The organism is Bacillus sp. SH7-1, assembly GCF_008042405.1.
Lineage (GTDB): Bacteria > Bacillota > Bacilli > Bacillales > Bacillaceae_G > Bacillus_A > Bacillus_A thuringiensis_N.
The window spans coordinates 1-13,678 of the sequence record NZ_QNUD01000023.1; the positions used below are offsets into that span (position 1 = coordinate 1).

Consider the following 13,678-nt stretch of genomic DNA (forward strand, 5'->3'; position numbering starts at 1 on the left):
ATGTTATCTAGTTTAGATCGAGGACATAAAAAATTTATTGACTTTTAAAGTGAATAAGTTATATAATGATTGTCTCAAAAGAATAATGTTTGGTGATGATGGCAGAGAGGTCACACCCGTTCCCATACCGAACACGGAAGTTAAGCTCTCTAGCGCCGATGGTAGTTGGGACCTTGTCCCTGTGAGAGTAGGACGTTGCCAGGCAATATTATTCCGCAGTAGCTCAGCGGTAGAGCTATCGGCTGTTAACCGATCGGTCGTAGGTTCGATTCCTACCTGCGGAGCCATTGGAGAGCTGTCCGAGTTGGCCGAAGGAGCACGATTGGAAATCGTGTATACGTCACAAGCGTATCAAGGGTTCGAATCCCTTGCTCTCCGCCATAGGATTTATAATATTTGGCCCGTTGGTCAAGTGGTTAAGACACCGCCCTTTCACGGCGGTAACACGGGTTCGAATCCCGTACGGGTCACCACTTTTGGAGGATTAGCTCAGCTGGGAGAGCACCTGCCTTACAAGCAGGGGGTCGGCGGTTCGATCCCGTCATCCTCCACCATATAAACTATATGAATAATATTATCGCGGGGTGGAGCAGCACGGTAGCTCGTCGGGCTCATAACCCGAAGGTCGCAGGTTCAAATCCTGTCCCCGCAACCAAATGGTCCCGTGGTGTAGTGGTTAACATGCCTGCCTGTCACGCAGGAGATCGCCGGTTCGACCCCGGTCGGGACCGCCATTTTAATAAGGCTCGGTAGCTCAGTCGGTAGAGCAGAGGACTGAAAATCCTCGTGTCGGCGGTTCGATTCCGTCCCGAGCCACCATTTATTTTAATAAAATACGCCGGCTTAGCTCAATTGGTAGAGCAACTGACTTGTAATCAGTAGGTTGGGGGTTCAAGTCCTCTAGCCGGCACCATGTAAGTTTCGGAGGGGTAGCGAAGTGGCTAAACGCGGCGGACTGTAAATCCGCTCCTTCGGGTTCGGCAGTTCGAATCTGCCCCCCTCCACCATTTACATAGGGGCATAGTTTAAAGGTAGAACTGAGGTCTCCAAAACCTCCAGTGTGGGTTCGATTCCTACTGCCCCTGCCAAATATATTTACACAACATGGCGGTTGTGGCGAAGTGGTTAACGCACCGGATTGTGGCTCCGGCATTCGTGGGTTCGATTCCCATCAGTCGCCCCATTTTTATTTTAAAAATTATAAATAATCTAATTGATACTTACATATAATTAAGTAAGAATTCGATGGGCTATAGCCAAGCGGTAAGGCAACGGACTTTGACTCCGTCATGCGCTGGTTCGAATCCAGCTAGCCCAGCCATTTTGCGGAAGTAGTTCAGTGGTAGAATACAACCTTGCCAAGGTTGGGGTCGCGGGTTCGAATCCCGTCTTCCGCTCCAATGAAATTTAATATGGCGGCATAGCCAAGTGGTAAGGCAGAGGTCTGCAAAACCTTTATCACCGGTTCAAATCCGGTTGCCGCCTTTTCTTTTGTGCCGATGTGGCGGAATTGGCAGACGCGCACGACTCAAAATCGTGTTCCTTCGGGAGTGTCGGTTCGACCCCGACCATCGGTATCATGAACGGCGTAATAAAAATCTCTATACTAATTGTATAGAGATTTTTTGTGTTTTCATTACACGAAAAAATAAGCACAAAAAGTGTGCGGTGAGTAAACTGCGAAACAATAAGAGGATAAAAATAAACATTCATTTTTATTCTCTTAATTACATTATCCTATAAAATATCAGCAGAATATTGTATATACAATATTCTCTTTAAGCACTCTAGAGAGAACTTCTCCAGCCCGGTGACATGAAGTTAAATCCGACACCACCAGTAGATATTAGCACATTAGCAGCTGTTAATTTTGTAATTTCTAAAAACTTCTTTTCAAACTTTTCTCTGTTGTATTTGTACATAGTTGAGTGGCACGACCACATGTGTGTTGAAGTACTTAACCAGTCTCCTAATTCCTTTAATTCAGGAAAAGACTCAAATTGAATTGGTTCATCTAATTTCATAAATCTTACTTGATAGATAGTTGGGTTTAACTTCTCTCCAATTCCTTTAAGACCATGTGCTTTTTTCTCATTTGAATGTGTCATAATTCTCCCCCTTATCTTTTCTTCAAATTTTTCCCTATTTTAATTATACAACGATAGAAAGTAATTAAGGGAATATTATGGAAATCGATATCGTCTTTTTTGTTAAATTATACTATGTGCTCCTAAAATTCGTAATAAACGTAGGAATTCATGTATAATATAACTTGTCGAAAGAACAAAATGATAATGATTTATATTATGTCTGTAATATGAATCAAAAATGAACTTTTTATATTTCTTTTAAAAATGTGTTGAATACACATTATATTTCATATTAATATTTTTATGTAGATTTAAAACGGGAAAGAGAGTGGAAAGTATGGGTCGTAAATGGAATAATATTAAGGATAAAAAAGCATCAAAAGATGCAAATACAAGCCGTATATACGCGAAATTTGGACGTGAAATTTATGTGGCAGCAAAACAAGGTGAGCCAGATCCAGAATCAAACCAAGCGCTTAGAGTCGTATTAGAACGTGCGAAAACATACAATGTACCAAGAACAATTATTGATCGTGCAGTTGAAAAAGCAAAAGGCGGTTCAGAAGAAAATTATGACGAGCTTCGTTATGAAGGATTCGGACCAAATGGATCTATGGTAATTGTAGATACACTTACAAATAACGTAAACCGTACTGCAGCAGATGTACGAGCTGCATTTAGCAAAAACAGTGGTAACATGGGTGTAAACGGTTCTGTAGCTTACATGTTTGATGCGACAGCTGTTATCGGTCTTGAAGGTAAAACATCAGATGAAGTTCTTGAAATTTTAATGGAAGCAGATGTAGATGCACGTGACATTCTTGAAGAAGAAGATGCTGTTATCGTGTATGCTGAACCTGATCAATTCCATTCTGTACAATCTGCACTTAAAGATGCTGGTGTTGAAGAATTCACAGTTGCAGAATTAACAATGCTTGCACAAAGTGATGTAGAACTTCCTGAAGATGCTCAAGTACAATTTGAAAAAATGGTTGATGCATTAGAAGATCTAGAAGATGTGCAACAAGTTTACCACAACGTAGACTTAGGAGAATAATTCGATAGAAGCCCCCTGTTCGTTTAACGGATAAGGGGCTTTTTTATGCGGTTAATTAAGTTGATGAATTAGTAAAGGGATTTTGTTGTAGACAGGGAATATGCCTATAGGGATATATGAAATAATCATTATTTCTAGGAGGTTTAATATGGAACATAGAACACCAAAGCATATCGTTGCCGTAGCATGCTATTTAACAAATGAAACAGGTGAAGTGTTATTGGCTAAAGTACATTGAGCAGATACGTGGGAGTTGCCAGGTGGACAGGTAGAAGAAGGGGAAGCGCTCGATCAAGCTGTTTGTAGGGAAATAAAAGAGGAAACAGGATTAACGGTGAAACCTATCGGTATTACAGGGGTTTATTATAATACTTCTATGCATATTTTATCTGTCGTTTTTAAAGTGGCATATGTGAGCGGTGAAATAAAAATTCAGCCTGAAGAAATACAAGAGGCTAAATTTGTTGCTTTAAATGAGGAGAACATAGATGAGTATATAACGCGTCCTCATATGAAATCTAGAACGCTTGATGCGATGAGAGCAATACATTTTATTCCGTATGAAACGTGGAAAGTGCAGCTGTATAACTTAATAGGAAGATTGTAAAGAAAAGAGTAGCCGATTTGAGATGCAATCAAATTGCTACTCTTTTTTGTATACTGTTTAAGAAAAAGGTCAAAATAATAATAGTGTTAGTATTGATTTTAAGAACGTTTGTTCTGTATAATGTATGATGTATTATATACATTTAGATTACTAGATACTCAAAAGTATATATATTTGTAGATGATATAATGAAAATAGAGTGCTTTAATATAGATAGTATAATAGTCTTAAGGTTTAATCTGTTATTGGTTCAGCATAATCTATATTCAATATTTCAGATGAATAGTAGATAAAAAAAGACTGTGATACAATACTTTTTTATACCTTACAATGATGTAAGGTACGTGTAAGAGAAATCGATGGGATATTTTTTTGCAACAAGGTATTCTTAAAGTAAGAGTTATACGCTGTGTGGAAAAGAGGTGTTTAAGATGAAAGAACGAGTATTATCTAGGGTGAACTATCATCAAAAAGTTGCATTAAATCCAATGACTAAATTTTTTTATAAAGCCATTATTTTATTATTATTGTTAAGTTTTACGTTATTATTCATTGGAAATGTAATGATCGAGCAGAGTGATATTAGTAAATTACATGTACCGGCTAAGTTAGAGGTGCCAGAATCGTTAACACATGCATTCATTGCAACAGAAGATAAAAGGTTTTATCATCATAACGGTTTAGATTATATAGCGATTATCAGGGCGTCTGTTGAGAATATAAAAGCTGGTGGTGTTGTGCAAGGAGGAAGCACAATTACACAGCAATTATCCAAAAATGCTTTTTTAACGAATGAACGTACATTTTCTCGTAAGTGGAAAGAAATTTTTTACACGAAAAAAATTGAACGCACATTTACGAAGGATGAAATTTTAAAATTGTATGTAAGTAATATTTATTACGGAGAAGGAGCATGGGGAATTGAAAAGGCAGCAAACCTTTACTTCGGTAAAAAGGTGAGCCAATTAACGTTGGCTGAAAGTGCAATGATGGCTGCTGTAGTAAAGGCACCAGCTTATTACTCACCTGCACAAAATTACGATAAAGCAGTTGAGAGAAGGAATGTAGTTTTGAGGTTAATGGAGAAAGAAGGCTATATCAATCATGATGAGTATGTGCAAGCAGTTAGTGAGAAATTAGTAATCCGTCATGATATAAAAACAGAGCAGTCGATGTTAAAGAATGCACGTGAAAAGGCAGTAAGCTAAGGGAAGTTCCTACATAGGAGCTTCTTTTTTTGAATAAATTGTGACAATTTGTGACACAATATCGTCACAAATGTTGTATTTTTGTAATTTATGTGAGCGTGTTCATTGCGTGATATATGTAAGTATTGATATTATGTGTATTGTGTACAATGCTGTATACAGAATATGAATTTAAAGAGGAATGTATATGAAATCATCGAACAAACTCATGGCTCTTGGTATAGTTTTTTCCATTGCAGTATTGATTGTAATCGGAACGATTGCGTATAGCATCATAAATGACAAAAAAGATAAAGGGAATGAGATGTTTGCTTATTCCACACAACAATCTTTAGGGAAAGATGATGCTCCGGTTAAGGTAGTTGAATTTGGAGACTTCAAATGTCCTGCTTGTCGTACTTGGGATGTAACAGTATTACCACGATTAAAAGAAGAGTATATAGATAAAGGTAAAGTGCAGTTATATTTTATTAACTTCCCATTTATCGGAAAAGACTCTGATTTAGGTGCAGCAGCTGGTGAAGCAATTTATAAGCAAGATAAAGATTCATTCTGGATTTTCTATGATGAGATTTATCAAAGTCAAAAGAAAGACACGGAAGAATGGATTACAGAAGAATTACTTCTTAACATTGTGAAAGAAAAGCTTCCGAAAGTTGATGTAGAGCAATTTAAAAAAGATTTACATAGTAAAGAAATGAAAGAAAAAGTACGTAAAGATTCAGATCGTGCTCAAAAATTAAAAGTACAAGGCGCTCCTTCAGTATATATAAATGGAAATCTTGCAAATCCCGATTTCGATAGTATGAAGAAGGCAATTGATAAAGAATTGAAAAAGTGATGAGATACTCATCACTTTTTCGACTTTTTTCGATAAAATTCTTGCTTCCGCTTTTTTTACATGCTATACTACTTTACATAAGTTATTCTAATATCTTATATTTATTTCATATTTGCGGGTGTAGTTTAGTGGTAAAACAAGAGCCTTCCAAGCTCTGGTCGAGAGTTCGATTCTCTTCACCCGCTCCAAATTTTATTTAATGTTTTTCTATAAATTGTGATCAACGCAGTGTTTCGTTTCCGAGATAAACGAGGCATTGCGTTTTTTAATGTTTGAAAAGCATGATTGTATGCGAAAATAGAAGTAAAGAATAGTATTCCAAAAGAGAATTGCTAACCAATATAGTCGTTACATAAGGGATGAATTCATCTGAGGAGGCGATTAGGAATGGATTTTGAACAATTAAAGCAAGATGTCATTGCGTATAGTAAAACAATTGGTATAGATAAAATAGGCTTTGCTAGTGCTTCACCATTTGAGGAATTAAAGCAGCGTTTAATCCAGCAGCAACAATTAAATTATCAATCTGGATTTGAAGAGCCTGATATAGAAAAGAGAACGAACCCACAGCTTTTACTGCCTGGTGCGAAATCAATTATTGCGATTGCGTTAGCGTATCCTTCAAAATTAAAAAATGCACCATTAAGTAAGCGTGGAGAACGCCGCGGGATTTTTTGTCGTGCCTCTTGGGGACAAGATTATCATCTTGTTTTACGAGATCGTTTGCAAAAATTAGAAGCATATTTAATCGAAAAACTTCCCGATATAGAAGTTAAGTCAATGGTTGATACGGGTGAATTAAGTGATCGAGCTGTTTCGGAGCGTGCCGGTATTGGATGGAGCGGTAAGAATTGCGCTATTATTACACCTGAATTTGGTTCGTATGTATATTTAGGAGAAATGATTACAAACGTTCCATTTCCACCCGACCAGCCAATAGAAGATCAATGTGGAAGCTGTACAAAATGTATTGATATTTGTCCTACAGGTGCTTTAATACAAGGAGGACAGTTAGATTCGAAGAAATGTATAGCATTTTTAACACAGACGAAAGGATTCCTACCGGAAGAATATCGCGACAAAATAGGAAATCGTATTTATGGATGCGATACGTGTCAGACTGTTTGTCCGAAAAATAAAGGAATGGATTTTCATAATCACCCTGAGATGGAACCAGATCCTGAGTTAGTTAAGCCGTTATTAACACCACTTTTAACAATTAGCAATCGTGATTTTAAAGAGAAATATGGAATTATGTCTGGTTCATGGAGAGGTAAAAAGCCGTTGCAACGTAATGCGATTTTGGCACTTGCACATTTTAAAGAAGCATCAGCAATTCCAGATTTAATAGGTGTTATGAAAGATGATCCAAGACCAGTACTTCGCGGAACAGCAGCGTGGGCACTTGGGAAAATTGGTGGAGACGGCGTGGGCGAAGCTATTGAAAAAGCGATGCAACGTGAGAAAGACGAAGAGGTTCTTCATGAAATGAATCGCGGACTTGAATTGTTAGCGCAGAAAAAAGAGTAGATAATATCTCCCTTTTTCATATTGTAATATGGGAGGGAGACGAAATGGCTGTAAAAATAAATATTGAAAAGCAGGTACAACAATTTTTAGCATATATAACAGAGAAACGAACAAGTGTAGATGGTATTGCTGCAGATTTATTACAAATAGCGCTGAGAAAGAAACAATTGTTTCAAAAGCGTAATGCACATATAGTGAAAGCAACTGCGGACGTTTCTTTCATAAGACAATTAAATAATAGCAATCATAAAGAAGTTGATTATCAAATACATTTTAAATATTTAATTAAGCATAAGGAATTATTTTACATCGAAGAGGAACAATTAAAACGAAGAGTTTGTTTAAATAATAGTCGGGTAATAGGTGATTATGCTATTGAAGTGCCAGAAGCAGTTGGAATGGGTGAGACATTAGAAAGGGAAATTACAAAGGAGAAGTATGGTTCTTATCAGTATAATCGTTTAGAGGCAGTTAAATATGCGGAACGTTGGTGGGATGATCGAAACCCTGTATATCGTAATTTCCCTGATAATTGTACGAATTTTATTTCTCAATGTCTTCATACTGGAGAAGTACCAATGAATGGATATCCTAATATTCGTAAAGGATGGTGGCAAAGGGAGAATCAGTGGAGTTGGAGCTGGGCTGTCGCACACTCTTTTTATTGGTATTTGTCAGGTGCTACAACGGGGCTTCGAGCAGAAGCAGTAGAAAGACCAGAGGACCTTATTCTTGGTGATGTCATCGCTTATGATTTCGAGGATGATGGTAGGTGGAATCATACGACGATTGTAGTAGCAAAAGATGCAGATGGTATGCCACTTGTAAACGCACATTCAGCGAATAGCCGTCAGCGTTATTGGAACTATGAAGATTCTAGTAAATATACACCACAAATGAAATATAAATTCTTTCATATTATTAATGGGTAGAGATTTTTCGCTCAAGTGGTATAATACGTAGTAGACAAAAAACAGAGGTGAATATCGCGTGGGAGTACATGTTGTTTTATATCAACCAGAAATTCCAGCAAATACAGGGAATATTGCTCGTACTTGTGCAGCAACTGGAACAGAATTACATTTGATTAGACCGCTTGGATTTTCAACGGATGATAAAATGTTAAAGCGTGCAGGATTAGATTATTGGCAGCACGTGAAAATTACGTATTATGATTCAATTGAAGAATTTTATGAGAAAAATAAAGACGGTGAATTCTTCTATTTAACAAAGTATGGCGAGAAGGCTCATACAGCGTTTGATTATAGTAAACGTGAGAAGGATTACTACTTTGTATTTGGAAGAGAAACAAACGGTTTACCAGCTAATGTAATCGAAGAAAACTTCGATCATTGTTTACGTATTCCAATGACTGATAAAGTGCGCTCATTAAATTTATCTAATACAGCAGCTATTTTAATTTATGAAGCGTTCCGTCAACAAAATTATCCAGGATTAGATTTAGAAATTGTTTATTAAAAGTCGCCATATGGCGACTTTTTTTCTAAAAATAAAAATAAATATGTAATCATACATTTAAAAAAGGGGACATATTCATATAGAATGGGATATATGAATAAAAATAGATCAGACAGGTTGAGATAAATATGAAGGAACAATATAGTAATCAAAATACCTTTTTAAGTATGATAGATATGGATTTAATAAGAAGAGGATTATTACATGCTATTCAAGATTTAGTATTTATTGTGAAAGTTATTGATGATGAAACCTTTAAATATATTTATGTAAATAAGTTAGGTATGGATTATGCGAAGCTAAGTGAAGAATGTTATGGAAAAACTTTTGCAGAAGTATTACCGAAAGATACGGCGGAAATATTGCAAGTGCAATATGCAAAAGTAGCGAGCGAAGCGAAAGCGCATACCTTTTGTGATGTAGTTAGTTTACCAAAGGGTGAGATACATTATGAATCTTCACTTAATCCTGTATTTGACGAAGAAGGTGTATGTCAGTTTATTATTTGTATTACGAGGGATATTACAGCTCAAATTGAGGAGAAGATTGAGATAGAGGAAAAACAAATGTTATTTAAGTCATTACTAGAATATAATAATGACTCTATTATATCTATAGATTCTATAGGGAAAATTACATATGCAAATCCAGCAACGTATGAAATATTTGGATACCGATATGAAGAATTAAATAATAAATCTATTTTTGAATTTATTAATAAAGAATATGAAAAAGATTTTCAAATTATATTTAAAGGGGCTATGCAAGGAAGAGCAAAGCAAATTGTTTCAAAGAAATATGTTCATAAAGAAGGGTACGAGCTCTATATTTCTTTGAGAACTATTCCAATTATTGTGAATGGTGAAATTGTTGGGGTTTATATTGTTACGAGGGATGTTACAAGGCAAGTATTAAATGAGATGAGAACGGAATATTTAGCTTACTATGATCAGTTAACAGGATTAATGAATAGAATTTCATGTACAAATAAGTTAAATAATTTCTTAAATGAGAAGATAGATTTTGCGTTTATCTTTATAGATTTAGATGAATTTCATCTTATTAACGATACGTTTGGTCATAAAGAAGGAGATAAAGTATTACAAAAAGTTACAGAATGTTTAAGCAGTCTCCAAATAGACGGTATGCATTTATTTAGAGAACACGATGATCAATTTGTTATGTTAATAGAAAATATAACGAAAGAACGTGTAAAGGTAGTTGCAAAAAGCATACAAAAAAAGATTAGTGAACATTTTGTAATTGAAGAAGAGGACGTGTATTTAAGTGCGTCAATCGGAATTGTAATGGCTCCAACAGATGGAGAAGATGAAAAAATATTATTCCAAAGAGTTGATGCTGCTTTGGAAAAAGCGAAAGAAAAAGGAAAAGGACATTATCATTTTTATTGTAGTGGATTAGATTGTGAGCGTGAACAAAGATTTATAATAGAAAACCAATTACATCGTGCTATAGAAAAAAATGAATTCTTCTTATATTATCAGCCGCAAATGAATATTGAAACGAAAAAAATAGCCAGTATGGAGGCTTTAATAAGATGGGAGAATAAAGAATTAGGATTTGTCTATCCCAATCAATTTATTCCGCTAGCAGAAAGAACAGGATTTATTATTAAGCTTGATGAATGGGTAGTAAATGAAGTGTGTCAGCAAATACGTGAATGGTTAAATAAAGGATATGAAGTTGTCCCAGTTGCAGTTAATATTTCAGCCAGGCACTTTCGCTCTATTACATTAATAGAAATGATTACACGTGCTTTACATAAGTACAACGTACCAGCTCATCTATTAGCGATAGAGGTTACCGAAGGAGCCCTTATACATAAAGACATATCGAAAAGAGTATTGCTACAATTAAAAGAACAAAATTTAAAGATTCATTTAGATGATTTTGGGACGGGATATTCATCTTTAAGTTATTTAAAAACGTATCCAATTGATACTTTGAAAATCGATCGTTCTTTTATGGAAGGTATACATGTAGATGAACGTGATACGAATATTACGGCTGCAATTATTCATTTAGCTCATACTTTGGAATTGAATGTAATTGCAGAAGGAGTAGAAAAAGCAGAACAAATACAATTTTTGAAGGAAAAGAATGTGAAATTTGTACAAGGTTATTATTATAGTAGACCGCTATCAAAATATGATGTGGAAAATACGTATTACAAATGATTGATAAAGAAAAAAGTGATGTGCTAAAAAGCACATCACTTTTTATGTGTACCTGGTTTATCATTGTAACCAGATGTAAAAATGGCTGTAAGAAATGTAAGTGATACACCTAAAATCAATAATAATTTCATACTAATATCCTCCTTACGTTTTCGGTTTATGAATCCTAATTATTATTCGAAATGTATGTAAGGTTCTTGGAAGAAAAGAATTTATTTATAATGAATAGCGGTGTAAAAACTTTAATACCTATATTATACAGAATTTTCTTTGAATTTTGGAGAGAATTTTATATGACTACTATATATTTCATTTTGATTTAAAGAATGTTTGAGGACATCCTAGCATACCTTTTATAATAATCCGATTGAACAAGGAGATGGGGGAGGAGCTATAATGGATATTCTTAAAAAAATTGAACAGCATCGAGAAGCAGAAGAACGCTTACAATGGGAAGGTACGTTTGCGGAGTATTTAGAGCTTGTGAAGGAAAGACCATGGGTGGCTCAAACAGCACACTCTCGCATTTACAATATGATAAAAGACGCTGGAATTGAAGAAGTTGATGGCAGAAGAAAGTATAATTTCTTTAGTAATCAGCTATTTGGATTAGAGGATGCTTTAGAACGCCTTGTAGAGGAATATTTTCATCCATCAGCAAAACGATTAGATGTTAGAAAACGTATTTTATTATTAATGGGTCCTGTTAGTGGAGGGAAATCAACATTAGTTACGATGTTGAAACGAGGATTAGAAACTTATTCAAGAACAGATCGCGGAGCAATCTTTGCAATTAAAGGTTGCCCAATGCATGAAGATCCACTTCATTTAATTCCGCATCATTTACGAGATGATTTCTTTGATGAGTATGGAGTCAGAATTGAAGGGAATCTATCACCACTAAATGTGATGCGTTTAGAACAAGAATATGGGTCAAGAATTGAGGATGTAGTTGTAGAGCGTATTTTCTTCTCGGAAGATCGCCGTACAGGGATTGGTACATTTAGTCCTTCAGATCCGAAGTCACAAGATATTGCTGACTTAACAGGTAGTCTTGACTTCTCTACAATTGCAGAATATGGTTCAGAATCAGATCCTCGAGCGTATCGCTTCGATGGAGAATTAAATAAGGCGAACCGAGGAATGATGGAATTCCAAGAGATGTTAAAATGTGATGAGAAATTTTTATGGCATTTATTATCTCTTACGCAAGAAGGGAATTTCAAAGCAGGAAGATTTGCGCTTATTTCAGCAGATGAATTAATCGTAGCGCATACGAACGAAACAGAGTATCGTTCCTTTATAGCAAATAAGAAAAATGAAGCATTACATTCGCGTATTATCGTAATGCCGGTCCCATACAATTTACGGGTTAGTGAAGAAGAACATATTTATGAAAAAATGATTCGTGAAAGTGACGTGTCCGATGTGCACATTGCACCGCACACACTTCGAGTTGCAGCAATGTTTACGATTTTAACTCGTTTAAAAGATCCGAAGCGTCCAGATATTGATTTAATTAAAAAGATGCGTTTGTATGATGGAGAAACGGTAGAAGGTTATAATGCGATTGATGTAGAGGAGCTGCAACGCGAATATCAAGATGAAGGTATGAAAGGTATTGATCCTCGTTACGTTATTAACCGAATTTCTTCTACAATTATTCGAAAAGAGGTACCGTCTATTAACGCCCTAGATGTGCTTAGATCGTTAAAAGATGGGTTGGATCAGCACCCATCGATTAGTAATGAAGACCGAGAGCGTTATATGAATTTCATTTCATTAGCGAGAAAAGAATACGATGAAATCGCGAAGAAAGAAGTACAAAAAGCGTTTGTTTATTCGTACGAAGAATCCGCTAAGACACTCATGGATAATTACTTAGATAACGTTGAGGCGTACTGCAATAAGTCGAAGTTACGTGATCCGTTAACAGGAGAAGAAATGAGCCCAGATGAAAAATTAATGCGCTCAATTGAGGAGCAAATTGGAATCTCGGAAAATGCTAAAAAAGCATTCCGGGAAGAAATATTAATCCGCATCTCTGCTTATGCACGTAAAGGGAAACGCTTCGATTATAATTCGCACGAACGTCTTCGTGAAGCGATTCAGAAGAAGCTATTTGCTGATTTAAAAGATATAGTGAAAATTACAACATCAACGAAAACGCCAGACGAAAATCAGCTGAAGAAAATCAATGATGTTGTTGCACGTTTAATTGATGAACACGGCTATAATTCTTCTTCAGCAAATGAATTATTACGCTATGTAGGTAGCCTGCTAAATCGATAGTTTGATAACAAAACGCTGTCTCTTGTATTTTGCGGGACAGCGTTTTATTATCCGTTCATATGTGTAAAGTGTCATACCTTGTCCAAATATAATAAATTAAGATGCAATTTTATGAATTTATTGTCAATTATTTTTGCAATATGCATATGATAGAGTAACCAACCATTCATACGAAAAAAGCCAACACAATACAATATGTTGCAAAGTGAAAATGTGTGCAACAATGCATTGTGTTTCTTTCTTATCGACGGTTAAATGTCATTTCTATTATGTGAGTGGCAAAATTTTGTTTAGGATGCTCGGAGTATTATATGAAAAACGTTATATATGTTTATGGGATGATTTTCGATGGGCAGTTACCTTTCATTCTAGCTGG

General features: G+C 35.7%; 9 protein-coding genes, 16 tRNA genes, 1 rRNA gene and 1 pseudogene. 26 read left to right on the forward strand and 1 reads right to left on the reverse strand.

Annotated features, from left to right (window positions below):
• Positions 1 to 88 precede the first annotated feature (88 nt).
• From rrf to DN390_RS18900, 16 genes are all read left to right on the forward strand, one after another.
• Positions 89 to 204, forward strand: a 5S ribosomal RNA gene (gene rrf / locus DN390_RS18825).
• Positions 205 to 212: 8 nt separating this feature from the next.
• A tRNA-Asn gene (locus tag DN390_RS18830) sits at positions 213 to 287 on the forward strand.
• Between the two features lie 2 nt (positions 288 to 289).
• Positions 290 to 381: transfer RNA gene (locus DN390_RS18835), tRNA-Ser, on the forward strand.
• 17 nt (positions 382 to 398) lie between these two features.
• Positions 399 to 473: transfer RNA gene (locus tag DN390_RS18840), tRNA-Glu, on the forward strand.
• 5 nt (positions 474 to 478) lie between these two features.
• A tRNA-Val gene (locus DN390_RS18845) sits at positions 479 to 554 on the forward strand.
• Positions 555 to 578: 24 nt separating this feature from the next.
• Positions 579 to 655 (forward strand) — tRNA-Met (locus tag DN390_RS18850).
• Positions 656 to 658: 3 nt separating this feature from the next.
• Positions 659 to 734, forward strand: a tRNA-Asp gene (locus DN390_RS18855).
• Between the two features lie 9 nt (positions 735 to 743).
• Positions 744 to 819 (forward strand) — tRNA-Phe (locus DN390_RS18860).
• Positions 820 to 837: 18 nt separating this feature from the next.
• A tRNA-Thr gene (locus DN390_RS18865) sits at positions 838 to 913 on the forward strand.
• A gap of 10 nt (positions 914 to 923) precedes the next feature.
• Positions 924 to 1,007 (forward strand) — tRNA-Tyr (locus tag DN390_RS18870).
• 7 nt (positions 1,008 to 1,014) lie between these two features.
• Positions 1,015 to 1,088, forward strand: a tRNA-Trp gene (locus DN390_RS18875).
• Positions 1,089 to 1,107: 19 nt separating this feature from the next.
• Positions 1,108 to 1,183 (forward strand) — tRNA-His (locus DN390_RS18880).
• Between the two features lie 63 nt (positions 1,184 to 1,246).
• A tRNA-Gln gene (locus tag DN390_RS18885) sits at positions 1,247 to 1,321 on the forward strand.
• A 4-nt stretch (positions 1,322 to 1,325) separates the two neighbouring features.
• Positions 1,326 to 1,400: transfer RNA gene (locus DN390_RS18890), tRNA-Gly, on the forward strand.
• Between the two features lie 14 nt (positions 1,401 to 1,414).
• Positions 1,415 to 1,485, forward strand: a tRNA-Cys gene (locus DN390_RS18895).
• Between the two features lie 10 nt (positions 1,486 to 1,495).
• Positions 1,496 to 1,577: transfer RNA gene (locus DN390_RS18900), tRNA-Leu, on the forward strand.
• Between the two features lie 210 nt (positions 1,578 to 1,787).
• Here the strand turns inward: DN390_RS18900 and DN390_RS18905 are convergent.
• Positions 1,788 to 2,108 (reverse strand): DUF3884 family protein, encoded by a 321-nt coding sequence (locus DN390_RS18905; protein ID WP_147808095.1) that lies wholly within the window; start codon positions 2,106 to 2,108, stop codon positions 1,788 to 1,790.
• Positions 2,109 to 2,427: 319 nt separating this feature from the next.
• On the opposite strand from DN390_RS18905, the gene DN390_RS18910 reads away from it, so the two are divergent.
• From DN390_RS18910 to DN390_RS18955, 10 genes and pseudogenes are all read left to right on the forward strand, one after another.
• Positions 2,428 to 3,147 (forward strand): YebC/PmpR family DNA-binding transcriptional regulator, encoded by a 720-nt coding sequence (locus DN390_RS18910; RefSeq protein ID WP_000532956.1) that lies wholly within the window; start codon positions 2,428 to 2,430, stop codon positions 3,145 to 3,147.
• Positions 3,148 to 3,295: 148 nt separating this feature from the next.
• A pseudogene (locus DN390_RS18915) lies at positions 3,296 to 3,754 on the forward strand (NUDIX hydrolase).
• 431 nt (positions 3,755 to 4,185) lie between these two features.
• Positions 4,186 to 4,962 carry a transglycosylase domain-containing protein gene (locus tag DN390_RS18920; protein WP_097951038.1) on the forward strand — a complete coding sequence of 259 codons (777 nt, stop codon included), beginning with the start codon at positions 4,186 to 4,188 and terminating at the stop codon, positions 4,960 to 4,962.
• 187 nt (positions 4,963 to 5,149) lie between these two features.
• Complete coding sequence (locus DN390_RS18925; protein ID WP_060629453.1) at positions 5,150 to 5,803, forward strand: DsbA family protein; 654 nt, start codon at positions 5,150 to 5,152, stop codon at positions 5,801 to 5,803.
• A 114-nt stretch (positions 5,804 to 5,917) separates the two neighbouring features.
• Positions 5,918 to 5,991 (forward strand) — tRNA-Gly (locus tag DN390_RS18930).
• A 199-nt stretch (positions 5,992 to 6,190) separates the two neighbouring features.
• Entirely contained in the window at positions 6,191 to 7,333 is a 1,143-nt protein-coding gene (gene queG / locus DN390_RS18935; protein WP_060629454.1) for a tRNA epoxyqueuosine(34) reductase QueG, read from the forward strand.
• Between the two features lie 44 nt (positions 7,334 to 7,377).
• Entirely contained in the window at positions 7,378 to 8,265 is an 888-nt protein-coding gene (locus DN390_RS18940) for an amidase domain-containing protein (RefSeq protein ID WP_060629455.1), read from the forward strand.
• Positions 8,266 to 8,323: 58 nt separating this feature from the next.
• Positions 8,324 to 8,812 (forward strand): tRNA (uridine(34)/cytosine(34)/5-carboxymethylaminomethyluridine(34)-2'-O)-methyltransferase TrmL, encoded by a 489-nt coding sequence (gene trmL, locus DN390_RS18945; RefSeq protein ID WP_000538147.1) that lies wholly within the window; start codon positions 8,324 to 8,326, stop codon positions 8,810 to 8,812.
• Positions 8,813 to 8,940: 128 nt separating this feature from the next.
• Complete coding sequence (locus tag DN390_RS18950) at positions 8,941 to 11,010, forward strand: sensor domain-containing protein (RefSeq protein ID WP_060629456.1); 2,070 nt, start codon at positions 8,941 to 8,943, stop codon at positions 11,008 to 11,010.
• A 396-nt stretch (positions 11,011 to 11,406) separates the two neighbouring features.
• Positions 11,407 to 13,302 (forward strand): PrkA family serine protein kinase, encoded by a 1,896-nt coding sequence (locus DN390_RS18955; protein ID WP_000353280.1) that lies wholly within the window; start codon positions 11,407 to 11,409, stop codon positions 13,300 to 13,302.
• Positions 13,303 to 13,678 lie beyond the last annotated feature (376 nt).